At 69.8% G+C, this 24,841-nt stretch carries 19 protein-coding genes, 1 tRNA gene, 1 pseudogene and 1 riboswitch; of the genes and pseudogenes, 8 read left to right on the forward strand and 13 right to left on the reverse strand.

Features of this window, described 5'->3' with window-relative positions; all coding sequences use genetic code 11:
- Nucleotides 1-186 precede the first annotated feature (186 nt).
- Entirely contained in the window at nucleotides 187-1,413 is a 1,227-nt protein-coding gene (locus tag ABT114_RS20910; protein WP_351144301.1) for a CaiB/BaiF CoA transferase family protein, read from the forward strand.
- Between the two features lie 350 nt (nucleotides 1,414-1,763).
- Here the strand turns inward: ABT114_RS20910 and ABT114_RS20915 are convergent, their stop codons facing one another.
- Nucleotides 1,764-3,158: a cystathionine beta-synthase gene (locus tag ABT114_RS20915; protein WP_351144302.1), complete on the reverse strand. Its 1,395-nt coding sequence runs from the start codon at nucleotides 3,156-3,158 to the stop codon at nucleotides 1,764-1,766.
- Between the two features lie 149 nt (nucleotides 3,159-3,307).
- Between ABT114_RS20915 and ABT114_RS20920 the strand changes: the two genes are divergently transcribed.
- From ABT114_RS20920 to ABT114_RS20930, 3 genes are all read left to right on the forward strand, one after another.
- Nucleotides 3,308-4,333, forward strand: coding sequence for an SGNH/GDSL hydrolase family protein (locus tag ABT114_RS20920; protein ID WP_351144303.1), 1,026 nt, complete (start codon nucleotides 3,308-3,310; stop codon nucleotides 4,331-4,333).
- A 297-nt stretch (nucleotides 4,334-4,630) separates the two neighbouring features.
- Entirely contained in the window at nucleotides 4,631-5,851 is a 1,221-nt protein-coding gene (locus tag ABT114_RS20925) for an acetyl-CoA C-acetyltransferase (protein ID WP_351144304.1), read from the forward strand.
- Nucleotides 5,852-6,163: 312 nt separating this feature from the next.
- The gene (locus tag ABT114_RS20930; RefSeq protein WP_351144305.1) at nucleotides 6,164-6,955 is read left to right on the forward strand and encodes a hypothetical protein; all 792 of its coding nucleotides are present in this window, start codon (nucleotides 6,164-6,166) and stop codon (nucleotides 6,953-6,955) included.
- 28 nt (nucleotides 6,956-6,983) lie between these two features.
- Here ABT114_RS20930 and ABT114_RS20935 read toward each other — a convergent pair whose 3' ends face one another.
- On the reverse strand, nucleotides 6,984-7,295 hold the full coding sequence (locus ABT114_RS20935; protein WP_351144306.1) for a hypothetical protein: 312 nt from the start codon (nucleotides 7,293-7,295) through the stop codon (nucleotides 6,984-6,986).
- Nucleotides 7,296-7,463: 168 nt separating this feature from the next.
- Here ABT114_RS20935 and ABT114_RS20940 point away from each other — a divergent pair, with 168 nt between their 5' ends.
- Entirely contained in the window at nucleotides 7,464-7,694 is a 231-nt protein-coding gene (locus ABT114_RS20940; protein ID WP_351144307.1) for a DUF4287 domain-containing protein, read from the forward strand.
- A gap of 78 nt (nucleotides 7,695-7,772) precedes the next feature.
- Here the strand turns inward: ABT114_RS20940 and ABT114_RS20945 are convergent, their stop codons facing one another.
- The 3 genes from ABT114_RS20945 to ABT114_RS20955 form a co-directional block, all read right to left on the reverse strand.
- The gene (locus ABT114_RS20945) at nucleotides 7,773-8,684 is read right to left on the reverse strand and encodes a Bax inhibitor-1/YccA family protein (protein WP_351144308.1); all 912 of its coding nucleotides are present in this window, start codon (nucleotides 8,682-8,684) and stop codon (nucleotides 7,773-7,775) included.
- A gap of 224 nt (nucleotides 8,685-8,908) precedes the next feature.
- The gene (locus ABT114_RS20950; RefSeq protein ID WP_351144309.1) at nucleotides 8,909-10,084 is read right to left on the reverse strand and encodes a 4-hydroxybenzoate 3-monooxygenase; all 1,176 of its coding nucleotides are present in this window, start codon (nucleotides 10,082-10,084) and stop codon (nucleotides 8,909-8,911) included.
- Nucleotides 10,085-10,263: 179 nt separating this feature from the next.
- Nucleotides 10,264-10,346: transfer RNA gene (locus tag ABT114_RS20955), tRNA-Leu, on the reverse strand.
- 393 nt (nucleotides 10,347-10,739) lie between these two features.
- Between ABT114_RS20955 and ABT114_RS20960 the strand changes: the two genes are divergently transcribed.
- Together ABT114_RS20960 and ABT114_RS20965 are read left to right on the forward strand one after the other, a co-directional pair.
- A complete protein-coding gene (locus tag ABT114_RS20960; protein WP_351144310.1) occupies nucleotides 10,740-11,510 on the forward strand; it encodes an ABC transporter ATP-binding protein in 771 nt (256 codons plus the stop codon).
- Between the two features lie 55 nt (nucleotides 11,511-11,565).
- A complete protein-coding gene (locus tag ABT114_RS20965; protein ID WP_351144311.1) occupies nucleotides 11,566-14,094 on the forward strand; it encodes an ABC transporter permease in 2,529 nt (842 codons plus the stop codon).
- Nucleotides 14,095-14,150: 56 nt separating this feature from the next.
- On the opposite strand, the gene ABT114_RS20970 is transcribed toward ABT114_RS20965, so the two are convergent.
- The 8 genes and pseudogenes from ABT114_RS20970 to ABT114_RS21005 form a co-directional block, all read right to left on the reverse strand.
- Nucleotides 14,151-15,449, reverse strand: coding sequence for a class I SAM-dependent methyltransferase (locus tag ABT114_RS20970; RefSeq protein ID WP_351144312.1), 1,299 nt, complete (start codon nucleotides 15,447-15,449; stop codon nucleotides 14,151-14,153).
- Between the two features lie 214 nt (nucleotides 15,450-15,663).
- The gene (locus tag ABT114_RS20975; protein WP_351144313.1) at nucleotides 15,664-17,055 is read right to left on the reverse strand and encodes an NAD(P)/FAD-dependent oxidoreductase; all 1,392 of its coding nucleotides are present in this window, start codon (nucleotides 17,053-17,055) and stop codon (nucleotides 15,664-15,666) included.
- Nucleotides 17,056-17,498: 443 nt separating this feature from the next.
- Nucleotides 17,499-18,452 carry a Ppx/GppA phosphatase family protein gene (locus tag ABT114_RS20980; protein ID WP_351144529.1) on the reverse strand — a complete coding sequence of 318 codons (954 nt, stop codon included), beginning with the start codon at nucleotides 18,450-18,452 and terminating at the stop codon, nucleotides 17,499-17,501.
- A 207-nt stretch (nucleotides 18,453-18,659) separates the two neighbouring features.
- Nucleotides 18,660-19,061: pseudogene (locus ABT114_RS20985) on the reverse strand (DUF501 domain-containing protein); the annotation flags it as partial.
- Nucleotides 19,062-19,079: 18 nt separating this feature from the next.
- Complete coding sequence (locus tag ABT114_RS20990; RefSeq protein WP_351144314.1) at nucleotides 19,080-19,556, reverse strand: FtsB family cell division protein; 477 nt, start codon at nucleotides 19,554-19,556, stop codon at nucleotides 19,080-19,082.
- Between the two features lie 114 nt (nucleotides 19,557-19,670).
- Complete coding sequence (gene eno / locus ABT114_RS20995) at nucleotides 19,671-20,978, reverse strand: phosphopyruvate hydratase (protein ID WP_351144315.1); 1,308 nt, start codon at nucleotides 20,976-20,978, stop codon at nucleotides 19,671-19,673.
- Nucleotides 20,979-21,283: 305 nt separating this feature from the next.
- Nucleotides 21,284-21,961 carry a transglycosylase family protein gene (locus tag ABT114_RS21000; protein WP_351144316.1) on the reverse strand — a complete coding sequence of 226 codons (678 nt, stop codon included), beginning with the start codon at nucleotides 21,959-21,961 and terminating at the stop codon, nucleotides 21,284-21,286.
- Between the two features lie 4 nt (nucleotides 21,962-21,965).
- Nucleotides 21,966-22,134, reverse strand: a riboswitch (cyclic di-AMP (ydaO/yuaA leader).
- Between the two features lie 198 nt (nucleotides 22,135-22,332).
- Nucleotides 22,333-23,340 (reverse strand): transglycosylase family protein, encoded by a 1,008-nt coding sequence (locus ABT114_RS21005; protein WP_351144317.1) that lies wholly within the window; start codon nucleotides 23,338-23,340, stop codon nucleotides 22,333-22,335.
- 249 nt (nucleotides 23,341-23,589) lie between these two features.
- On the opposite strand from ABT114_RS21005, the gene ABT114_RS21010 reads away from it, so the two are divergent.
- The gene (locus ABT114_RS21010) at nucleotides 23,590-24,831 is read left to right on the forward strand and encodes a cytochrome P450 family protein (protein ID WP_351144318.1); all 1,242 of its coding nucleotides are present in this window, start codon (nucleotides 23,590-23,592) and stop codon (nucleotides 24,829-24,831) included.
- The last annotated feature ends 10 nt before the right edge of the window (nucleotides 24,832-24,841 follow it).

A 24,841-nucleotide genomic window follows, 5' to 3' on the forward strand; every position in this document is an offset into this window, starting at 1 on the left:
GGGAGCGGGACCGGCCCCACCCCATCTCCGCCTACCGAGAGCCCCTGGGGCAATGTGCGCCTGCACGAAGACCGTGAGCCGGTTCATGCGGCTGCACGTCGACGCCCGCGCGTGCGCCTCATACCTTCCTGACTGACCTCGACGCGGGCTGATGCGTCGGCCATGGATCGAAAAGGATGTGAACCGGTGACCGTTCTCGACGGCCTGCGTGTGCTCGACCTGAGCCGAGTACTGGCCGGCCCGTACTGCACCGCCCTGCTGGCGGATCTCGGGGCCGATGTGGTCAAGGCGGAGGCGCCGGGTGGCGACGACGCCCGGCATCTGGGCCCGTTCCTGGACGGCGAGAGCGTGTACTTCGCCCAGCTCAACCGGGGCAAGCGCAGCATCGTTCTCGATCTGAAGAAGCCCGACGACCATGCGCTGCTGTTGCGTCTGGCGGAACGGGCCGACGTCCTGGTGGAGAACTTCCGGCCCGGCGTCACCGAGCGGCTCGGCATCGACCACCGCACGCTGGAGAAGTGCAATCCTCGCCTGGTGTACGCGAGCATCTCGGGCTTCGGGCAGGACGGGCCGCTGCGCGGGTCGCCGGCCTACGACCTGACCGTCCAGGCGATGTCCGGGCTGATGGCCTCCACCGGAACGCCCGACGGAGGGCCCACCCGAGTCGGGGAGTCGGTCGGTGACCTGATGGCCGGGCTGTTCGCGTCCTGGGCCATCTGTGCCGCGCTGTTCGACCGGGAGCGCAGCGGCCGCGGACGGTACATCGACGTGGCCATGCTGGACTCCCTCGTGTCGATGCAGGTGACCACGATGAGTCTGCTCACCGCGACCGGGACCCTGCCCGGCCGGGTCGGCAACCGGCACCCCGTCTCCACCCCGTTCGACACCTACCGCACCACGGACGGGCTGCTGGCGATCGCGGTCGCGAGCGACACGGTCTTCGCACGGTTCTCGGGACTGGTGGGCCGGCCGGAGCTGCCCACCGACCCGAGGTTCGCCGACGACACCGCCCGGGCCCAGCACATCGACGAGGTCAAGCGGATCACCGAAGAGTGGTCCACCCGGCTGACCACGGCCGAGGCCCTCGAGCAGGCACGGTCGGCGGGGGTTCCGGCCGCGCCGATCCAGGACCTCGCAGAGGTGACGAACAGCGAGCAGATACGTCACCGCGGCCTGCTCGGGGAGTTCGAGCATCCGGTGCTCGGCCGCATCCCCTTCCTTCGCCAGCCCGTGCACTTCCGCACCGGTGCGGAGGGCGGGCCGGACACGGACTCCGGCACCGGCCGGGTCACGGCGCCGAGCCCGGTGCTCGGCGAGCACACCGAGGAGATCCTCGATCAGTGGCTCTCCCGGCCTCCGGCCTCAGCCGCTTTCCCGGTGAGCGCGGGCGACCGACAGGGCGGGCTTCGCTGAAACCGGATCACCGGGCGCAAAGGGTTGTGCGCGGGGACCGCCGCACCCCCGTTACCGGGGGGCGGGACGACGGCGGTCCCCGCGAGGGACGCGTGCCGGGTCAGGGCCGGGCGTGCGCGTCCTAGGCGTCGGTGGAGGTCCGGGAGCCGCTCCGGAGGTCCGTGACGCCGTTTCGGTGCCGGCCGGGGCGGGGAGCCGCTCCCGCCCTGCCGACACCCACTAATGTGCCGGACGCGTGTTAAGCGGGTGCTGCGCGGACGTGACGCCCTCGTACCACTTCCGCGAAGTTCCCCGCCGAAAGGGCCGGAAGATCACTCTTGGGAGGTTCGGGGGGCACTTCGGACGGCTCGCTACTGCTTGGCGCCGCCCTTGGCGAGGAAGGACAGCAGGTCCTGGCGGCTGACGACACCGGTGGGCTTGCCCTCGACGAGGACGATCGCGGCGTCGGCGGAGCCGAGCACGGCCATCAGGTCGCCGACCGGTTCGCCGGAGCCGACCTGCGGCAGCGGCGGCGACATGTGCTTCTCCAGCGGGTCCTCCAGGGAGGCCCTCTTGGTGAACAGCGCGTCGAGAAGCTCGCGTTCGACCACCGAGCCCACCACCTCGGCGGCCATCACGTCCGGGTGTCCGGCACCCGGCTTGACGATGGGCATCTGCGAGACACCGTACTCGCGCAGCACCTCGATGGCCTCGCCGACGGTCTCGTCCGGGTGCATGTGGACGAGGGAGGGGATGGAGCCGCCGACCTTGTCGTTCAGTACGTCGGCGACGCGCGCGCTCGGGCCCGAGTCCTCCAGGAAGCCGTAGTCGGCCATCCACTCGTCGTTGAAGATCTTGCTGAGGTAGCCGCGCCCGCTGTCGGGGAGGAGGACGACCACCACGTCGTCCGGCCCGAGCCGCTCGGCCACCCGCAGCGCGGCGACGACGGCCATGCCGCAGGAGCCGCCCACCAGCAGGCCCTCCTCCTTGGCGAGGCGGCGGGTCATCTGGAAGGAGTCCTTGTCGGACACGGCGACGATCTCGTCGGCGACGGTCCGGTCGTAGGCGGTCGGCCAGAAGTCCTCGCCGACGCCCTCGACGAGGTACGGCCGTCCGGAGCCGCCGGAGTAGACGGACCCCTCGGGGTCGGCACCGATGACCTGGACCTTGCCGTCGCTGGCGTCCTTCAGGTAACGCCCGGTGCCAGAGATGGTGCCGCCGGTGCCGACGCCCGCCACGAAGTGGGTGATCTTCCCCTCCGTCTGCTCCCACAGCTCGGGGCCGGTCGAGTGATAGTGGGAGAGCGGGTTGTTGGGGTTGGAGTACTGGTCGGGCTTCCAGGCGCCGGGCGTCTCACGCACGAGCCGGTCGGAGACGTTGTAGTAGGAGTCCGGGTGCTCCGGGTCCACCGCCGTCGGGCACACGACCACTTCGGCGCCGTACGCCCGCAGCACGTTGATCTTGTCCGTGGACACCTTGTCGGGGCAGACGAAGATGCACTTGTACCCCTTCTGCTGCGCCACGATCGCCAGCCCCACACCGGTGTTCCCGCTGGTCGGCTCCACGATGGTCCCGCCGGGCCGCAGCTCGCCGCTCTTCTCGGCCGCCTCGATCATGCGCAGGGCGATGCGGTCCTTCACGGATCCGCCCGGGTTGAAGTACTCCACCTTGGCCAGGACGGTCGCCTGGATCCCCTCGGTCACGGTGTTGAGCCTCACCAGCGGGGTGTTGCCGACGAGACTGATCATCGAGTCGTGGAATTGCACCGTTGTCTCCGGTTGCTTGCAAAAGATGTGGTCGTAGTGGTTCCGCCAGCCTACGGCCCGGCGGGATCGTTCACTGTCGGTTGAGATTGGCCGACGGTCCGTACGGGGCAAGGAGTGGATGTACGGCTACGAGGAGGTGGCGGTCACGCATGACGAGCATGTCGAGGGCGCGGGTGGCCCGGCGTATCGCGGCGGGCGCCGCGTACGGCGGTGGCGGCATCGGCCTGGCCGGTGCCGCGGCCGTCGGTCTGCTGCTGGCCGAGGTACAGCTGGCCCGGCGCCACGTGGGGAACGGCGCGCAGAACCACGTGCCGAGTGCGGAGGGCCGCTACGGCCACGCCTACGACATCCCCGGCGAGCCGCCCCTGCACCTGACGATGCTGGGTGACTCCACGGCCGCGGGCCAGGGCGTCCACCGGGCCGGCCAGACGCCGGGCGCCCTGCTGGCCTCGGGCCTGTCGGCGGTGGCGGAACGCCCGGTGGCCCTGCGCAACGTGGCCGTGCCCGGCGCGCAGTCGGACGACCTGGACCGCCAGGTGACCCTGGCCCTCTCCGACCCGGCCCACGTCCCCGACATCTGCGTGATCATGATCGGCGCGAACGACGTGACCCACCGGATGCCACCGACCCGCTCGGTACGCCACCTCTCCTCGGCGGTACGGCGTCTGCGCACGGCCGGCGCGGAGGTGGTCGTCGGCACGTGCCCCGACCTGGGCACGATCGAACCGGTGCAGCAGCCGCTGCGCTGGCTGGCCCGGCGGGCCTCCCGTCAGCTGGCGGCCGCGCAGACGATCGGGGCGGTCGAGCAGGGGGGCCGGACGGTGTCGCTGGGCGACCTGCTGGGCCCCGAGTTCGCGGCGAACCCGCGCGAGCTCTTCGGTCCCGACCACTACCACCCCTCCGCGGAGGGGTATGCCACGGCCGCGATGGCCGTCCTGCCGACGGTCTGCGCCGCTCTGGGGCTGTGGCCGGCGGAGGAGGAGCGTCCGGACGTGTCCCGCCGCGAGGGCTTCCTGCCGGTGGCCCGGGCCGCGGCCGAGGCGGCGTCCGAGGCGGGCACGGAGGTCACGGCCGCGATGCCGACGGGCCCGCGGGGCCCATGGGCCCTCCTCAAGCGCCGCAGGCGCCGCCGCGTCCGGGAAACGGCCCCGGCGCCGGTGCGCACTCCCGGGTGATGTGCCGTCACCGGGCCCCCGCTTCGCCGAAAACGGTCCCTCCGGCGTTTGCTGAAAACAGCCCCTCCGGCGTTTGAGGAGCGGGGGTCCAGGGGGCAGAGCCCCTGGCGGGGTCGAAGGGGCAGCACCCCTGGGTATGGGACGGGCAGGGGCGGCGGGGGCGCGAAAAAGCAAGCGCTTAGAAAGTGCGGTCAGGGTCACACCGCCGCCCCCGTGACCCAGGCCATACGGACGGGTAACTTCCCAAGCAGCCTTGCTGAAACAAACCCTCATCCCCCGTACGCCAATGGAGCCGTGATGCCCGAAGCCGTCATCGTCTCGACCGCCCGCTCCCCCATCGGCCGCGCCTTCAAGGGCTCCCTGAAGGACCTGCGCCCGGACGACCTCACCGCCACCATCATCCAGGCGGCCCTCGCCAAGGTCCCGGAGCTGGACCCCAAGGACATCGACGACCTGATGCTCGGCTGCGGCCTCCCCGGCGGCGAGCAGGGCAACAACCTCGGCCGCATCGTCGCCGTTCAGATGGGGATGGACCACCTCCCCGGCTGCACCATCACCCGCTACTGTTCCTCGTCCCTCCAGACGAGCCGCATGGCCCTGCACGCCATCAAGGCCGGCGAGGGCGACGTCTTCATCTCGGCCGGCGTCGAGATGGTCTCCCGGTTCGCGAAGGGCAACTCCGACAGCCTCCCGGACACGCGCAACCCCTTCTTCGCGGAGGCCGAGGCCCGCACGGAGGCCGTCGCGCAGCAGGAGGGCACGACCTGGCACGACCCGCGTGAGGACGGCCTCGTCCCGGACGCGTACATCGCGATGGGCCAGACCGCGGAGAACCTCGCCCGCTGGAAGGGCGTCACCCGCCAGGACATGGACGAGTTCGCCGTCCGCTCGCAGAACCTCGCCGAGGAAGCCATCAAGAACGGCTTCTGGGAGCGCGAGATCACCCCGGTGACCCTCCCCGACGGCACGGTCGTCAGCAAGGACGACGGCCCGCGCGCGGGCGTCACCCTCGAAGGCGTCCAGGGCCTCAAGCCGGTCTTCCGCCCCGACGGCATGGTCACCGCCGCCAACTGCTGCCCCCTGAACGACGGCGCCGCCGCGCTCGTCATCATGTCCGACACCAAGGCCCGCGAGCTCGGCCTCACCCCGCTCGCCCGCATCGTCTCCACCGGCGTCTCGGGCCTGTCCCCCGAGATCATGGGTCTCGGCCCGGTCGAGGCCTCCCAGCAGGCCCTGCGCCGCGCCGGTCTGACCATCGGCGACATCGACCTGGTCGAGATCAACGAGGCGTTCGCCGCCCAGGTGATCCCCTCCTACCGCGACCTCGGCGTCGACCCCGCCAAGCTGAACGTCAACGGCGGCGCCATCGCCGTGGGCCACCCCTTCGGCATGACCGGCGCCCGCATCACCGGCACGCTCATCAACTCCCTCCAGTTCCACGACAAGCAGTTCGGCCTGGAGACGATGTGCGTCGGCGGCGGCCAGGGCATGGCGATGGTCATCGAGCGCCTCAGCTGAACCCGGCAACCCCGCTGAACCCGGTGAGCCGCTGCTGAAATGCTGTCAGTAGCCATCGGTGGACCCAGCGTCACTCAACGGCCCAGAACCCGGAAACCGCCACGGTTCTGGGCCGTTTTGTGATCCAATCTCCCCCAGGATGTGACCTATCTCCTTCAGGGGAGGGATCAATGCAGGTCAGCGCCGTTCCACCACTAAACCCCGGGGCCAAAGTCATGCCCGTTTCGTGACGTTACGCACTGACAGCTGGATGGTTCGCCCTTCAAGCTGATGTAGGAAGTCGGGGGTCGACTTTGAACCGGGAGTACGTCAGTGAGCGCCATGCCGATCGCCTTGCTGCTCACCACGGCCGCCACAGGCGCCGTGGGCGTCGCCGTCCTGCGCACCCTCATGGTGCTGCGCCGACAGGTCGCGGCCCTGCATGCCGAGCTCGCGCAGAACAACGCGCCCGCGGCACGGGGACTCGTCCCCGCCGCCCGGCACTCCGCCGACGCCGATGAGATACGCGCGGCCGTCGCCGAGGCGCTCGCCGAGGAGCGGGAGCGGGAGCTGGCCGAGGCACGGGCGTTCTGGGCCGCCCAGGAGGCCCGTGACGCCTCCGACGCACCCTCCCTGCTGGGCCTGCCGGACAGCGAGCTGTTCATGCCCCGCCAGGCCGATTTCCTGGGCCTGGAGTCCCTCGAGCCGGTGGCCGAGCCGGGCGCCGACGCCGACGAGTTCGCCGGGGACTCCCCCGAGCTGGCCGCGGCCCGCCGCCGCCACCCCTCGCACCCCGACTTCGTGCCGGTCCAGTCGCCGGTCGTGAACGACCACGAGCGCACGGTCGCCACCCTTGAGGACCTGGCCTCCTCCGGCATCGAACTGACGGACGTCCGCCCGGGCCCGCTGGGCACTCTCGACGTCTACGTCTTCGCCGACGGTACGACCCTCTGCATGACCCCGGGCCACCGCGAGACCGCGGAACGCCTGGCCACCGCCCTGCGCGCGGGCGAGACCCCGGTCCTGCTCGGCGGCTCGGGCATCTCGGGCGCGTACACCCTCACGTTCGCCTGCGGCGAGGAGACGGTGTACATCCTGGCGGACCGGGTCATAGCGTCGCTGTAGGGGCGGGAAAGGGCGCGGGGAAACCGCGTCACACCCCCGCCCGCTTCTGCGCCTCCTCCACCAGCCCCACCACTTCGGCCACCTCGGCCTCCGTCCGCAGCACGATCACCAGATCGTGCACCGCGACGGTGATCTGATCAGCGACGGCGAACATCCCGGCGTCCGGCATCTCCCGCGGCTCGGCGCCGGGTTCCTCCACGAGCTGGGCCCGCCGCGCCATCTCTCTGGCCAGCCCCAACGCCTCCGCCGCAGCGCTGCGCTGCAGCCGACTCTGGGGCGCAGCCCTCAAACGATCGGCGAAGTGCTCCACCGCACGGGTCACAGGCGTCGTATCAACCACGCCGCGAGAGTAGGGCCTCTCCGGCCGATCATGCCAGCGACGCGGGGTCCGCCACGCGCATCCGCCGGAAAGGCGCTACGCGCCGCCCCGGGACTGTTGCCAACACGCCAACGCTCAGGCACCGTGACGTGAAGGACCGGCTTACACCCGATGCGTCCGGAGGCGCCGATGTCCCACGTCCTCTCCGAGGAGACCCACCGCAACATGCTCGCCCGCATCCCCCATTGCACCGGTCGTGAAGTCTCCGACTGGCTCCGCACCGTCGACGACGGCCCGGCACTCTTCCGCTTCGAGGAGAAGGTCAGCTGGCTCCGTCACGAGTACGACCTGGCGTACGGCCACGCCAAGGCGATCGTTCACGAGTACGACCTGAGGAGGGCCGCGCGCAAACTGCTCTAGGCGCGCACGTAGGACACGACGAAGGGCCCCGGGGTGAACTTGAGTTCTCCCCGGGGCCCTTCCGCCGTCGGTCTACGACTAGTCGTTGCTGTTGAGGATCGCGATGATCCGCAGGAACTCCATGTAGATCCACACCAGCGTCACCGTCACACCGAAGGCGGCCAGCCAGGCCTCCTCGCGCGGGGCGCCGTAGGCGATGCCGTCCTCGACCTGCTTGAAGTCGATGGCGAGGAAGCAGGCGCCGAGGATGATGCCGATGACGCCGAAGGCGATGCCGAGCCCACCGCTGCGGAAGCCGAGGCCGTCGCCGCCGCCGAAGACCGCGAACAGCAGGTTCACCGTCATCAGCAGGATGAAGCCGAGCGCGGCCGCCATCACGAAGCCGACGAAGCGGCGGTTGACGCGGATCCAGCCCGCCTTGTACGCCACCAGCACACCGGCGAACACCGCCATCGTGCCGAGCACGGCCTGCATGGCCGCACCGCTGGCGATGCGGTTGTCGACGATGCTGGAGACGACGCCGAGGAAGACACCCTCGAGACCCGCGTAGGTCAGGATGAGGGCGGGCGAGGCCTTGCGCTTGAAGGACTGCACGAACGCCAGCACCATCGCCACCAGCGCGGCGCCGATCCCGATGCCGTACGAGCGGCTGATGTTGGCGTCGTCGACCGGCAGCAGCGCCCAGGAGAGCGCGGCCGTGACGATCAGGAGACCGAGCGTGCTCGCGGTGCGCAGGACGACGTCGTCCATCGTCATACGGCCGGCGGTGGTGACCGGGGCCTGCGGCGCGCCGTACTGAAGGTCCTGCTGGGCGTAAGGGTTCTGCGCGTAGGGGTTGCCGGACGGCTGGGCGTACGGATTGCCCTGCGCGTACGGGTTGCCCTGCGTGCCGACAGCGGGTCCCCCGGCCTGCGGCGCGGTGTTGAAGCCCGCGTAGCCGCTGTCGCGGCTGAACCCCCGTCGCGAGAAGACCGGGTTTCTGCTCCTCATTTCACTCCTCCATGGCCACTCTGCGTGGGCCTTGGCTCAAGAGTAATAGGTAGGCAAAGGATTGACCCTACTGCTTGGGGAGGATCTTTCCCTCGTCGTGCTGCGCAACACGCTACGCGGGTCCTTGATTCCCGGGGGCGGAGGACCTCATTCATGACCAACCTGCGACACGCCCGGAACCGGTCGGAGATCAGCCGCTCACCTCACCCGAACAGGGAACACCCTCACCCGAACGGGAACCCGGTGTATCCCTCGGCCAGATCGGTCTCGGCCGCGCGCGACCCCGCGATCCGCTCCAGGCGGGCGAGCTGGAGACGCTCCTCGAAGGGGGTGGCGTCGGGGAGGCGGTGCAGGAGCGTGGTCATGTCGTAGGAGAACCGCTCGGCCTGCCAGACGCGGCGCAGGCAGGTGGCGGAGTAGGCGTCGAGAAGTTCCGGGGAGCCCGTCTCCTTCTCGTGCGTCAGTGCCCGCGCGAAGGTGACCACGTCGCCGACCGCGAGGTTCAGCCCCTTGGCGCCGGTCGGCGGCACGATGTGGGCGGCGTCGCCGGCGAGGAAGAGGCGGCCGTGCCGCATGGGCTCGTGCACGTAGGAGCGCATGGGGGTGACCGACTTCTGGGTGATGGGCCCGCGCGCGAGCGTCCAGTCGTCGTCGGTCTCGAAGCGCCGCTCCAGCTCGGCCCAGATCTCGTCGTCGCTCCACGCCTCGGCGTCGGTGCCCTCGGGCACCTGGAGGTAGAGGCGGGAGACGGACGGGGAGCGCATGGACAGCAGGGCGAAGCCGCGGTCGTGGCGGGCGTAGACGAGCTCGTCGTGCGACGGGGCGACGTCGGCGAGGATGCCGAGCCAGCCGAAGGGGTACGTCCGTTCGAAGGCCTGGCTCAGTTCGGAGGGGATCGCCTTCCTGGCGACCCCCCAGAAACCGTCGCAGCCGACGACGTAGTCGCACTCCAGGACGTCCTCGCTCCCCTCGTACCGGAAGCGCACACGCGGGTTGCCGGTGTCGGCCCCCTCGACGGCCAGGGCCTCCGCCTCGAACAGCAGCGGGCCGCCCTCCTTGAGTTGGAGGGCGATGAGGTCCTTGCAGACCTCGGTCTGCGCGTACACCATCACCGAGCGGCCGCCGGTGAGGGCGGGGAAGTCGACGCGGTGGCGCCGCTTGGCGAACCGCAGCTCGATGCCGTCGTGACGCAGCCCCTCACGGTCCATGCGCTCCCCGGCACCGGCCGCGCGCAGCACGTTCACCGTCCCCTGCTCCAGGATCCCGGCCCGCTGCCGTTGTTCGACGTAGGCCCGGTCCCGGCTCTCCAGGACGACCGAGTCGATGCCGGCGTTGCGGAGCAGCCGGGCGAGGAGGAGGCCGGCCGGACCGGCGCCGATGATGCCGACGGTGGTGCGCATCGGACTTTCCCTTCGGGTGGGCTTCATTGCCGTTTGGTTCACGCGGAGCACGCTTGTTCGCCTAGTGAAATTTTCTTCACTTTGCTTGGATGTGAGTCTGCGCCCGCGTCCCCCCGGTGTCAACGGTCGCGCGGTGAAGTCCTCAATGAACGATGCAGGGATCCGATCGACGTCGGAGATGCCCGGAACCGGACTCGAACCGGTACGCCCGCGAGGGGCAGCGAGGTTTAAGCTCGCCGTGTCTGCATTCCACCATCCGGGCAGGCCATGGGCTCCGCGTCGAGGTCCCGAGCCTATCGGGACACGTCCCCCGAACAGCGGACGGGCGGACCGATGTTGTCTTATTTTATTGACGTCTGAGGGAGCATCAGCCCACGGAACGAGCCATCCGCACTTGCCAATAGCCTTGCGTGCGCAGCGTGACCGCGTATGTGGAATGACGGAATTTCACCGCCCGAACGAGGGTGCTCCACCCGTTCTCGACACACGGCGCTGTCAGGGGCGGCCCTCATCCCCAGGTATGACACGGCGGCGCGTGGTCCGTCCGAAGTCTGCCTTCGGAACCGGAACAGCGGCTGATTACACGGCGACAGGTGGAGGGGACGATGGTTCACGTCCCCGAGAAACATCGTCGTCCCGCGAGGAGCACCTTCCCGTGACCACCACACCCGTCGCCGGCCGGACCACCGCCGTGGCCGCGCGCGCCACTGAGCTGTCGAAGATCTACGGCCAGGGCGAGACCCAGGTGGTCGCCCTCGACCGGGTCTCCGTCGACTTCCAGCAGGCCGAGTTCACCGCGATCATGGGCCCCTCCGGCTCCGGCAAGTCCACGCTGATGCACTGCGTGGCCGGACTGGACACGTTCAGCAGCGGCTCTGTGCGCATCGGCGAGACCGAGCTGGGCTCTCTGAAGGACAAGCAGCTCACCAAGCTGCGCCGGGACAAGATCGGTTTCATCTTCCAGGCGTTCAACCTGCTGCCGACGCTGACGGCGCTGGAGAACATCACCCTCCCGATGGACATCGCGGGCCGCAAGCCGGACCAGCAGTGGCTGGACACGGTGATCCGGATGGTGGGGCTCGCCGACCGGCTCGGCCACCGGCCCTCCCAGCTCTCCGGCGGCCAGCAGCAGCGTGTCGCCGTCGCCCGCGCGCTGGCCTCCCGGCCGGACATCATCTTCGGCGACGAGCCGACCGGAAACCTCGACTCGCGGTCCGGCGCCGAGGTGCTGGGCTTCCTGCGCAACTCCGTGCGCGAGCTGGGGCAGACGGTGGTGATGGTGACCCACGACCCGGTGGCGGCGGCGTACGCGGACCGGGTCGTGTTCCTGGCGGACGGACGGATCGTCGACGAGGTGTACGGGCCCACGGCGGACTCCGTCCTCGACCGCATGAAGCAGTTCGACGCCAAGGGCCGCACCAGCTGACGGCCCCTCATCCTCCCTGCCCTGGACTGCTCGTACACCTGGACTGAGACAACCCATGTTCCGTACCGCCTTGCGCAACGTACTCGCGCACAAGGCCCGGCTCCTGATGACCGTGCTCGCCGTGATGCTCGGCGTGGCGTTCGTGTCGGGGACCCTGGTCTTCACCAACACCATTTCGGACGCGTACCAGAAGAGCTCCGCCAAGGGCTTCGACCAGGTCGACGTGGCCGTGCAGCCCGAGAGCCAGGAGGACAAGGGCGACACGGTCGGCAAGACGCCCGAGCTGACGCAGGCGCTGCTCGACAGGAGCGCGCGGGTGCCGGGCGCCGCGTCCGCCGTAGGCGTCGTCAGCGGCTTCACCGCCCTCGCCGACAAGGACGGCAAGCTCATCGGCGGCGGCTTCCAGTCGCAGGGCGGCAACTACTGGGGGACGAAGGATCCCCGGTACCCCCTCGTCAGCGGCCACGCCCCGAAGGGCGAGGGCGAGGTCCTCATCGACGCCGAGACCGCGAAGCGCGCCGGCTACGAGGTCGGCGACACCGTGCGCCTGTCGGTCGACGGCCCCGTGCTGAAGCCGACCGTCACCGGCATCTTCACCACCGACGACGGCAACGTCGCCGCCGGCGGCAGCCTCGCCCTCTTCGACACGGCGACCGCCCAGCAACTGCTGGGCAAGACCGGCACGTACGACGAGATCGACGTGACGGCGAAGACGGGCATCAGCCAGTCGGCACTGAAGGCCGAGCTGGACAAGGCGCTGCCGGCGGACATCACGGACACCACCACCGGCAGGCAGCTCGCCGACGACCAGGCCGAGATGATCTCCACGTCGATGAGCGGGCTGAAGCAGGGGCTGCTGGTGTTCGCCGGCATCGCGCTGTTCGTCGGCACGTTCATCATCGCCAACACCTTCACCATGCTGGTCGCCCAGCGCACCAAGGAACTGGCCCTGCTGCGCGCCGTCGGCGCCTCCCGCCGCCAGGTCACCCGGTCCGTGCTGATCGAGGCGTTCGTGGTCGGCACGGTGGCCGGGGTGACCGGTCTGGTCGCGGGCATCGGCATCGGGGCCGGGCTGCGGTCGCTGATGAGCGCGCTCGGCGCGACCGTCCCGGACGGGCCGCTGGTCGTCTCCCCCGGCACGGTCGCCGCGGCCCTCGTGGTGGGCGTCGTCATCACCATGCTCGCCGCCTGGCTGCCGGGCCGCCGGGCCGCGAAGATCCCGCCGGTGGCCGCGATGAGCAGCGTGCACGCGAAGGCGACCACCAAGTCGCTGGTGCTGCGCAACACGATCGGCGCCCTGTTCTCGGCCGCGGGTGTCGCGGTGGTCCTCGCGGCCACGACGATGGACGGCTCGGACGGCCAGGCCCCCATGGGTCTCGGCGCGGTGCTGCTCATCATCGGCGTGTTCATCCTGACCCCGCTGCTGTCCCGCCCGCTGATCGCGGCCGCGGCTCCGGTGCTGCGCGCGTTCGGTGTGGCGGGCAAGCTGGCCCGTCAGAACTCGGTGCGCAACCCGCGCCGCACGGCCGCCACGGCCTCCGCGCTGATGATCGGGCTGACCCTCATCACCGGTATGACGGTCATGGCGGGCAGCCTCCAGCACTCGATCGACAAGATGGCGTCGTCCGCGATCAAGGCCGACTACGTGGTGTCGATGGCGAACGGCAACTCCCTCTCCCCGGACGTCGACAAGAAGCTGAAGGCCACCGACGGGGTGACCGCCACCAGCCCGCTGCGCAACGCGCCCTCGCGCATCGACGGCAAGACCGAGTACCTGACCGGCGTCGACGGCTCCGCCATCGGCAAGCTGACCGCGCTGACGCTGGACAGCGGCGCGTTCGAGGTCGGCGGCACGCGGGTCGTCGTCGACGACGACACCGCCACGTCGCACGGCTGGAAGGCCGGTTCGGGCTTCACCGTCAACTACGAGGACGGCAAGAAGCAGCAGCTGACCGTCACCGGTGTCTACCAGGGCAACGAGATGATGCGCGGCATCATGCTCGACAACGCCACGCTCTCCCCGCACCAGTCGGACGCGACCGACATGCAGGTCATGGTGAAGACGTCCGACGGGGCGTCCGACGCCACCAAGGACAGGCTGGAGAAGGCCCTCGGCTCCAACCCGGCCATCAAGGTGCAGAGCAAGAAGGACATCTCCGACGACATCGCGCAGATGTTCACACTGATGCTGAACATGCTCTACGGACTGCTCGCCATGGCGGTGATCGTCGCGGTCCTCGGTGTCATCAACACCCTGGCCATGTCGGTCTTCGAGCGCTCGCAGGAGATCGGGATGCTCCGCGCGATCGGCCTCGACCGCAAGAACATCAAGCGGATGGTCCGCCTGGAGTCCCTGGTCATCTCCCTTTTCGGCGGCGTGCTCGGCATCGGTCTGGGCGTGTTCTTCGGCTGGGCGGCCGGTCAGCTGATCGGCACGAAGATGCCGACGTACGAGCTGGTCCTGCCGTGGGCGAGGATGGCGGTGTTCCTGCTGCTGGCCGCGACGGTCGGCGTGCTGGCGGCGCTGTGGCCGGCCCGGCGGGCGGGCCGCCTGAACATGCTGGCGGCGATCAAGTCGGAGTAGCGGTACGAGCGTGGGGCCCCGTTCCGCTGCGGAACGGGGCCCCTTGTGCTGTGCGGTCAGTTCCAGGTGCGTGCCCTGAGCGGCATCCCGGAGGCGCCCGACCCGGGGGTGCGTACCGCGAGGACCTGGTTGACGCCGATGCGGTTGCGTTCGAAGGACACCGCGGAGGCCGCCATGTACAGGCGCCAGACGCGGGCGCGGCCCGGGCTGGTCAGCTGCGTGGCCCTGGTCCAGTCGGCTTCCAGGTTGGCGACCCACTGGCGCAGGGTGAGGGCGTAGTGCTCGCGGATGGACTCGACGTCGCGCACCTCGAAGCCGGCCCGTTCGAGCTGGGTGACGGTGGTTCCGACGGGGGCGAGTTCGCCGTCCGGGAAGACGTAGGCGTCGATGAACTCGTCCACCTCGTACGCCGATTCGTCGCGGTGCGGGCGGCGGGCGATCTGGTGGTTGAGGAGGCGGCCGCCGGGCTTCAGCAGGGCGTGGAGGCTCTCGGCGTACTCCAGATAGCGCTCGGCGCCGACGTGCTCGGCCATACCGATGGAGGAGATCGCGTCGTAGGGGCCGTCGCGGACGTCCCGGTAGTCCTGGACGCGGATCTCCACCCGGTCCGTCAGACCCTCGTCGGCGACCCGCTTGCGGGCGTAGGCGGCCTGCTCCTGGGAGAGGGTGATGCCGACGACGCTCACGCCGTGCTCGCGGGCCGCGTGGATGGCCATGGAGCCCCAGCCGCAGCCGACGTCGAGGAGCCGCTGACCCGGGGTCAGGCGGAGCTTGCGGCAGATGAGTTCGAGCTTGTCGCGCTGGGCGTCCTCGAGCGTGGCATCCGGTTCGGAGGACTCCCAGTACGCGCACGAGTAGACCATCGACGGGCCGAGGACGAGCTCGTAGAAGTCGTTGCCGACGTCGTAGTGGTGGCTGATGGCGTGCCGGTCGGTGCGCCGGGTGTGCAGGTGGCCGCGGGGCCTGCGGACCTCCTCACGGGGCGGGGCGGGCGGCAGCGCGGGGCCGGCCAGCTTCACCAGGCCGCGGACGGCGGCGCGCACCTGGGGGTCGCGCAGGGCCTGGGTGAGGGTCCTGGCGTCCTCGCCGCGCTCGAAGAAGAGGCCGGAGAGCAGGTCCAGGGTGGTGTAAAGGTCGCCCTCGATGTCCAGGTCACCGGCGACCCAGGCGCGGGCCAGGCCCAATTCGCCCGGTTTCCAGAGCAGTCGGCGCAGGGCGCGGCGATTGCGCACGACGAGTGTCGGCGCGCCCGGCGGACCCGCCTGCGAACCGTCCCAGGCGCGGATGCGCACCGGGAGCGGTTCTCCCAGCAACTGTTCGACGAAGCCCTTGAGCCGCAGCGCGGCGTCAGCCATGGCGCACACCTCCGTGAGAGCTGATCCCGGATGTCCCAACACCACGTAAACATCAGCATGCCCACGGCGCAGTCCCGCATTGGAGTTACAAACAAGCAAAATAGATGTAGCCAGCACTCACATTGCCGGGTGGGCCACGGTCGGGGAACGCCGAAGGGGCCGCCCGCACCACGGATGGCGGGCGACCCCTTCGGGGTGGTTCAGCGACCGGAGGTCAGGAGGCCTTGGCCTTCTCCTCGGTCTTCCCGGACTTCGGCGCGGCGGCGACCGGCGCCGGCTTGGCGGCCTCGTAGAACTCCTCGCGCGGGGACTCCAGCGCACCGAGCGCCACGACCTCGCGCTTGAGGAACATGCCGAGGGTCCAGTCGGCGAAGACGCGGATCTTGCGGTTCCAGGTCGGCATGGCCATACCGTGGTAGCCGCGGTGCATGTACCAGGCCAGACGGCCCTTGAGCTTGATCTTCGTCTTGCCCAGGACGATCATCGCGACGCCCTTGTGGAGGCCGAGACCGGCCACCGCACCCTTGTTGGAGTGCGCGTACTCCTTCTGCGGGAAGCCCCGCATGCCGGAGACCACGTTGTCGCCGAGGACCTTCGCCTGACGCAGCGCGTGCTGGGCGTTCGGCGGGCACCAGGCGTTCTCCACGCCGGCCTTGCGGGCGGCGACGTCCGGCACCTGGGCGTTGTCGCCCGCGGCCCAGATGTAGTCGGTGCCCTGGACCTGCAGGGTGGGGGCCGTGTCGACGTGACCACGGGGACCCAGCGGCAGGCCGTAGCGGGACAGGACCGGGTTCGGCTTGACGCCGGCCGTCCACACGATCGTGTTGGAGTCGACCTCGAGGCCGTTCTTCAGCACCACGTGACCGTCGACGCAGGAGTCCATGGAGGTGGAGAGGTAGATCTCCACCCCGCGGCCCTCCAGGTGCTCCTTGCCGTACTGGCCGAGCTTGGGGCCGACCTCGGGAAGGATCTTGTCGGCGGCGTCGACGAGGATGAAGCGCATGTCCTCGCGGGACACGTTCTTGTAGTACTTGGCCGCGTCGCGGGCCATGTCCTCGACCTCACCGATGGTCTCCGCACCGGCGAAGCCGCCGCCGATGAAGACGAAGGTGAGCGCCTTGCGGCGAATCTCCTCGTCGGTGGTGGAGTCGGCCTTGTCGAGCTGCTCGAGGACGTGGTTGCGCAGGCCGATGGCCTCCTCGATGCCCTTCATACCGATGCCCTGCTCGGCGAGGCCGGGGATCGGGAAGGTGCGCGAGACCGCGCCGAGGGCGATCACCAGGTAGTCGAAGGGCAGCTCGTACGCCTCGCCGACCAGCGGGGCGATCGTGGCGACCTTGCGGTCCTGGTCGATGGTGGTGACCCGGCCGGTGAGGACCTCCGCCTTCGGCAGCACGCGTCGCAGCGGGACGACGACGTGGCGCGGGGAGATGTTGCCGGCGGCGGTTTCGGGGAGGAAGGGCTGGTAGGTCATGTACGACCGGGGGTCGACGACCGTGACGGTCGCCTCGCCGTAGCGCATCTTCTTGAGAATGCGCCGAGCTGCGTACAGGCCTACGTACCCACCGCCTACTACGAGGATCCTGGGACGCTCCGTGGTGCTCATGGCATCGAGTATCCACCTGCCCCAGGGGGGTCGCTCGTGCGCCCCTTCACAAGCTCCGGCAGGGGGTGTGTTATCCTCCGCGGCTCACGTGATCCACGTCATGGCGGCGACCGGGAACCGGCGTCCGGGGCGGACCGTTGTCAATGCCGCGTGAGCTGCCTCTCCGGGCTTCCGGGCCCGCAGTGAGCCCCCTGAATGGACCTCCCGCGAAACCCTCGCGCGACACCCTCGTCATGCTCCCCTGAGCACGCCCGCAGGACCGTTGAGCCCCCGAAAGGGCCAACCGGGACCCTCGGATCCTCCACCAGGACCGAATTCCTTGTGAAGAACTTCACGAAGTTTTCCGGCGGCGTGTCACCGGGGGGCGTTTCACGCCCCCCGGACCCGCTCATACGTTATCCGGCCTGCTCAGCAGAGTGCCGCTGAGCAGGAGGAACCGAGGCCTACGCCACCGACCAGGCGATCCCGTCGAGGATGTCGTGCTCGCTCACCACGACCTCCTCGGCCCCGATCCGCTCCATGATCGAGAGCAGCACGAGGGCGCCCGCCGCGATCACGTCCACCCGGCCCGGGTGCATCGAGGGGATCGCCGCGCGCTCGGCGTGGGTGGAGCGCAGCAGCCACTCGGTGATCTCGCGGACCTTGTCGCGGGAGACGCGGGAGTGGTGGATGGCGGCCGAGTCGTACTCGGGCAGGTTCTGCGCGATCGCCGACACAGTGGTGACGGAACCGGCCAGGCCGACCAGGGTGCGCGCCTGACGCAGCGGGACCGTCTCCTCGGCGAGGTCGAGGGCCCGCTCGATGTCGGCCCGCATGGCCGCGACCTGTTCCTCGGTGGGCGGGTCGGTGACCGCGCCGTCCCGTACGAGGTGCCGCTCGGTCATCCGCACGCAGCCGACGTCGACCGAGCGCGCCGCGCGCACGTGCTCCTCGCCCACGACGAACTCGGTCGAACCGCCGCCGATGTCCACGACGAGGTACGGCTTGGCCAGGTGGTCGCCGCCCGTCAGCTCCTTGGTCGCACCGGTGAAGGAGAACTCGGCCTCCTGCTCGCCGGAGATGACCTCGGGTTCGACGCCGAGGATGTCCACGACGCCGCGCACGAAGTCGTCACGGTTCGAGGCGTCCCGCGAAGCCGACGTGGCCACGAACCGCACCTTCCCGGCGCCCTTTTCACGGATCACCTCCGCGTACTCGCGGCACGCCGCGAAGGTCCGCTCCAGCGCCTCGGGGGCGAGCCGGCCGGTCTTGTCGACGCCCTGCCCGAGCCGCACGATCGTCATCCGCCGGTCGAGCTCCAGCAGTTCACCGGTGGCCGGGTTGACGTCGGCGACGAGCAGCCGGATGGAGTTCGTACCGCAGTCGACGGCGGCGACGCGGCTGAAGCCCGCGGGCACCAGCGGCTGGTACGCGAAGTAGCCGCTGCGGACCTCGGCGGGGTCGGAGACGGGGCCCTCCTCACCGGGGTGTTCGTCCGCCGGGTCGGGCGCCTCGAGCGGCTGCACGCACGGCCCCTTGCGCCACCACTCCGGCAGCATCGCGATCGCCTCGTCGCCCAGCGGGTTGACGCCAGGACCCGCGGCCAGGGAGTGCCCCACCAGCACATGCAGGCACTTCACCCGGTCCGGCATACCGCCCGCGCTCGGGAAGCCCTCCAGGACCTCGATGGCGTCACGGCGCGCGATGTAGTCCTCGTGCGCGGCACGGTACGCGGCGGCGAGCTCCGGGTCGGTCCCCAGCCGCTCCGTCATCTCCTTCATGACGCCGTTCGCCTCCAGCGTGCCGATCGCCGAGGCGGCACGCGGGCACGTCAGGTAGTACGTCGTCGGGAAGGGCGTGCCGTCGGGCAGGCGGGGCGCCGTCTCGACGACGTCCGGCTGCCCGCACGGGCACCGGTGCGCGATGGCGCGCAGCCCGCGCGGCGGCCGTCCGAGCTGCTGCTTGAAGGCCTCGACGTCCGCGTCGGTGGGCTCGGTGCGCGGGGTGGGCGGCGGGGGCGTTTCCATGCCTGTCTTTCTGTCCGTTCACTGGTCGGAGGCGTCGGACTTGTCGACTCCGTCCCAGACGTTCGAGTACCAGGGGCGGTGGGCCGCCCCCGCGTCGGCGCGCGACTGTTTGGCCGCGTCCGGGTCGATCACGACGTAGCCCGTCTCCCCGGGCATCACGTAGTGCAGCCGCTGCCGGATCTGCTGCTGGGCGTACGCGTCGTCCTGCCAGCGTGCCTTGAGGTCGCGCAGCTGCTCCACGCGCTCCTTGGCCTGCTGCTTCTGGCGCTCCAGGTCGGCGATCTCGGCGCGCTGGGAGACGTACTGCCTTATGGGATAGGCGAGGGCCACGATCAGCGAGCACAGGACGAGGGCGAGCAGCGCGGCCCGGCCGGTCAGCCGGGAGCGGCGGGCCTGCCGCTTGGTCTGGGAGCGGTAGACGCGGGCCGCCGTCTGCTCGCCGAACAGCCGCAGCCTGGTCGCGGTGGAGAAACGGTCCCGGTCCTTCACGGCCATCTGGCTCTCCCGCCTCCCCTTCACACCCGTCATACGTGCGTACGTCCCCGGACACGGTACGGGACCGGGTACGGGGACGTACGGACGACTGGCTGAGGCTTGGCCCGGGTTGGGTCAGCCCTTGGAGACCTCGACGTTCCCCTTGAAGCGCGGGAAGGCCGAACGGCCGGCGTACACCGCGGCGTCGTCGAGGATCTCCTCGATGCGCAGCAGCTGGTTGTACTTGGCGACGCGGTCCGAGCGGGCCGGGGCGCCGGTCTTGATCTGGCCGCAGTTCACCGCGACGGCGAGGTCGGCGATGGTGACGTCCTCGGTCTCGCCGGAGCGGTGGGACATCATGCACTTGAAGCCGTTGCGCTGGGCCATCTCGACGGCGTCCAGGGTCTCGGTCAGCGAGCCGATCTGGTTCACCTTCACGAGCAGGGCGTTCGCGGAGCCCTCCTCGATACCGCGGGCGAGGCGCTCGGGGTTGGTGACGAAGAGGTCGTCGCCGACGATCTGGACCTTGTCGCCCAGCTTGTCGGTGATGACCTTCCAGCCGGCCCAGTCGTCCTCGAACAGCGGGTCCTCGATGGAGACGAGCGGGTAGGCCGCCACGAGCTCCTCGTAGTACTCCGTCATCTCGGCGGCCGAGCGGGACTTGCCCTCGAACTCGTACTTGCCGTCCTTGTAGAACTCGGACGCGGCGACGTCGAGCGCGAGCGCGATCTGCTCGCCGGGGACGTAACCGGCCTGCTTGATGGCCTCGACGATGAGGTCGAGGGCGGCGCGGTTGGACTCCAGGTTCGGGGCGAAGCCGCCCTCGTCGCCCAGGCCGGTGGACAGGCCCTTGGTCTTCAGCACCTTCTTGAGGGTGTGGTAGACCTCGGCGCCCCAGCGCAGCGCCTCGGAGAAGGACTCCGCGCCGATCGGGGCGATCATGAACTCCTGGATGTCGACGTTGGAGTCGGCGTGCGACCCACCGTTCAGGATGTTCATCATCGGGACGGGCAGCAGGTGCGCGTTCGGGCCACCGAGGTAGCGGAACAGCGGCAGGTCGGACGCCTCGGAGGCGGCGTGCGCGACGGCGAGGGAGACGCCGAGGATGGCGTTGGCGCCGAGCGAGCCCTTGTTGTCGGTGGCGTCCAGGTCGAACATGGCCTGGTCGATCAGGCGCTGCTCGGTGGCGTCGTAGCCGACCAGCTCCGGGCCGATCTGCTCGATGACGGCGAGGACGGCCTTCTCGACACCCTTGCCCTGGTAACGGTTGGGGTCACCGTCGCGGAGCTCGATGGCCTCGAAGGCGCCGGTGGAAGCGCCGGACGGGACGGCGGCACGACCCGTGCTGCCGTCGTCGAGGCCGACCTCGACCTCGACCGTGGGGTTGCCTCGGGAGTCCAGGATTTCCCGGGCTACGACGACGTCGATGGACGGCACGAGCATCTCCTTCTGGGATGTGACGCGGGTATGCGGGCCTGTGGTGGCCCCGCGAGACTGAGCCTAACCGGCTCCGGGCGATCGGCCAGCCGTTGACCGGCCGGTGGACGGAACCGAGAGTAAATTGTTTCCGAACGGAACAAAGCCGGTTCGCGAAAAGAGGCCGGATCGCAAAAAGGCCCCGCTCCGGTGCGTACGGGGGAACGCGCACCGGAGCGGGGAGCCCGTGGGGACGGGGGGTGGCCCGCACGAGGCCTTCACTATGGAAGGCACGGATGTGAGGGCGCTGTGGTTCAGCTACGAGCCGGGTGTCACTTCAGGTGCAGCTGCTGGCCCGGGTAGATGAAGTCGGCGTCGTCGACGATGTCCTTGTTCAGCTTGAACAGCTGCTGCCAGCCGCCCTTGACGCTGTACTTCTCGGCGATGGAGCTGAGGGTGTCACCCGTGACGACCTTGTACTCGCCGTCGCCCTTCTTGACCTTCTCGCCGGTCGGGGTGGTGACGGTCGTCGTGGCGGCCGGGCGCTCGGCGGAGCGGGAGGCGGCCTGCTCGTCGGTCGAGCGGGTGGTGGTGCCGGTGCTCGTGGTGGTGCTGGTGCTCGCGCTGCCGTTGTAGGCGGCGCTGGAGAGGCCCGTGCCGCAGGTCGGCCAGGCACCCTTGCCCTGCGCGGCGAGGACCTTCTCGGCGACCGCGATCTGCTGGGCCTTGGAGGCCTTGTCGGCGGTGGCGGCGTACTGCGTGCCGCCGTACGCGGCCCAGGTGGAGGCGGAGAACTGCAGACCGCCGTAGAAGCCGTTGCCGGTGTTGATGGACCAGTTGCCGCCGGACTCGCACTGGGCGACGGTGTCCCACTCGGAGGCGGTGGCGGCGGAGGCGTTGCCGGCCGCCATCAGCGGGGCGGCGATGGCGACGCCGGTGACGCCGGCGAGCGCGGCGACGCGGGTGGCCTTGAACGGGCGACGGTGCTTGCCCTTGCTGGAAAACAGCATGGTTGGATCCCCTCACCGACGCCTGCGAGGTGAGCTGTCGGGTTCGGGCCGGTTGAGTTGCCCGGCCGCGCCCCTCACGGGACACGGCTTCACCCCAAGCCGGAACCAGCCTCAACTGCTGGGCCCGGCACTTACCTTGGGTCCCCCGCTCCTGCCTACGGCGCTTGACGCGACGACTGTTCCCGTGCGGCCGCTGGCAGGATTCGGCGTTGCGGCAGCCGGGGCTCGCAGTGGCGAGCGGTCCTGACCGTAGGCAGGCGATCCGCCGTTTTTCAAAGACGATCAGGGCTTCTGAGACTCATCCCACACTTTCGCCAAATCGGACATTTAATGGCGAAACAGGACGTCAACTCCCGTCGCTTTTCGCCCGTTTAGGCACCGACTTCCAGGGTCTGACCGGGGACGATGCGGCTCGGATCGGTACCGATCGTCTCTTTGTTCTCCTCGTAGAGCGCGCGCCACCCGCCGTCGAGGCCAAGGGAGTCGGCGATGGACACGAGACTGTCCCCGACACGGACGACGTACGAGCCGTCGGCGGCGTCGGCGGGCGAGGCGTGCCGGCCGGTGGAGGAGGCGGTAGCGCCGGTGCCGGACGCACCCTCGTCGGCGCTGCCGCCGCGGTGGCGGCCGGTGCCGAGCGCGCCGGTGTCGACGAGGTTCGAAGAGCCGACGCTCTGCTCGGAGTTGCCCGAGTCATCACCCGTCGCCTCATCCGCGGGCGAGCTGTCCGCGCCCTGCGAATCGCTCGCACCGGAGCCCGAGTCCGAGCCGGAGTCGGAGTTCGTGTCGGACTTGGTGGAGTTGTCCGTGGTGTCCGTGCTGTCCGCAGAAGCGTCGGAAGAGGATGTTTCGTCGGAGGGCTCGGCGGACGAGTCGGCGGAAGCCTCGCCGGAGGACTCCTCGGACGAGTCGGACAAGCCGTGCGAGTTGGATGATGCGGAGGAGTTGGACTTTCCGTGCGAGGAGTCGTCCGCCACGCCTGTGTCGACGTCCGCCGACGCGGAGTCCTGGGAGAGCCCCGAGAGCAGTCCGCACGTGGACCAGACGCCGACCCCCTGGTCGGCGAGGATCTTCTCGGCGACCGCGATCTGCTGGGACCGGCTGGCCAGGTCGGCTCTGGAGGCGTAGTCGAGACCGCCGTACTCCTCCCAGTCCGCCTGGGTCAGATGGAGGCCGCCGTAGTACCCGTTGCCGGTGTTGGCGCTCCACGAGCCGCCGGTCTCGCACTCCGCGACGTGGTCCCACGTGCTGCCCTCGGCCGCGCTCGCGCCGGTGGCGGCGAGGAGCGGGATGGCGATGGCGGAGCCGGTCACTCCGGCCGCGACGAGGAGGGCCGGCGCCTGGCGGGGGCGACGGTGACGACCGTTCCCGGAGAGCATACGGAGACCTTTCACACGACAGCAGTGACCGGCACGGCGGGTGACGCTGGGCACCGTGCTGATGGGTGAACGTATCGGCAGACGATCACTTGTCACAAGTTAATGCCGCACAGATCACGTGAAGATCACAGAGTTGAGGGCGTGTCATGTTTCCCTCGGTGAACGGGACTCCCACGGACCAGCCTCCAGGCGGTGCATCCCGGGTCCGCGGCCGCGCACCGACCGAACGGCTCCCGTTACGGTCGTGTCGTGAACGTCCCGAACCCTGCACCCGAACTCTTCACCTGGGAGTTCGCCACCGACCCGTACCCGGCCTATGCCTGGCTGCGTGAGCATGCCCCCGTCCATCGGACAAGACTTCCCAGCGGAGTCGAGGCATGGCTGGTGACCCGCTATGCCGATGCGCGCCGGACCCTCGCGGACGGGCGGTTGTCGAAGAATCCCGCTCACCATGCCGATGACGCTCAAGGCAAGAGCAGGACCGGCATCCCGGGCGAGCGCAGCGCCAATCTCATGACGCACCTGCTCAACATCGACCCGCCGGACCACACCCGGCTGCGCCGTCTCGTCTCCAAAGCGTTCACCCCGCGCCGTGTAGCCGAATTCGCTCCCCGAGTGCAGGAGTTGACGGACGGTCTCATCGACGGCTTCGCGGCCGACGGCAAGGCCGACCTCATCCACGACTTCGCCTTCCCCCTCCCCATCTACGCGATCTGCGACCTGCTCGGCGTCCCGCGTGAGGACCAGGACGACTTCCGCGACTGGGCGGGGATGATGATCCGCCACGGAGGAGGCCCGCGCGGCGGTGTCGCTCGCTCCGTCAAGAAAATCCGCGGCTACCTTGCCGAACTCATCCACCGCAAGCGCAACGACCCCGGCGACGACCTGATCTCGGGCCTCATCCGTGCCTCCGACCACGGCGAGCACCTCACCGAGAACGAGGCCGCCGCCATGTGCTTCGTGCTCTTGTTCGCGGGTTTCGAGACGACCATCAACTTGATCGGCAACGGCGTGTACGCGCTCCTTCGCAACCCTGAGCAGCGAACCCGCCTCCAGAAGTCGATCGACCGTGGTGAACAGGAGCTGCTCGACACCGGCATCGAAGAGCTGCTCCGCTACGACGGCCCCGTGGAACTCGCCACGTGGCGCTTCGCCACCGAACCTCTCACCATCGGCGGGCAGCACATCGCCACAGGCGACCCGGTGCTGGTCGTGCTCGCCGCCGCGAACCGCGACCCCGCGCGTTTCGCCGAGCCGGACAGGCTCGACCTCTCCCGCCAGGACAACCAGCACCTCGGATACGGCCATGGCATCCACTACTGCCTCGGTGCGCCTCTGGCCCGCCTCGAAGGCCGTACCGCCCTCGAGACACTGCTGCGCCGACTCCCCGACCTCCGTCTTGCGGCCGACCCTGCCGACCTGCGCTGGCGGGGCGGGCTGATCATGCGTGGGCTACGAGAGCTTCCGGTGGAGTTCTCCACGCCCGGGTGAAGTCGACTCT

The sequence above is a fragment of the Streptomyces sp. NPDC002088 genome, assembly GCF_040296605.1.
Lineage (GTDB): Bacteria > Actinomycetota > Actinomycetes > Streptomycetales > Streptomycetaceae > Streptomyces.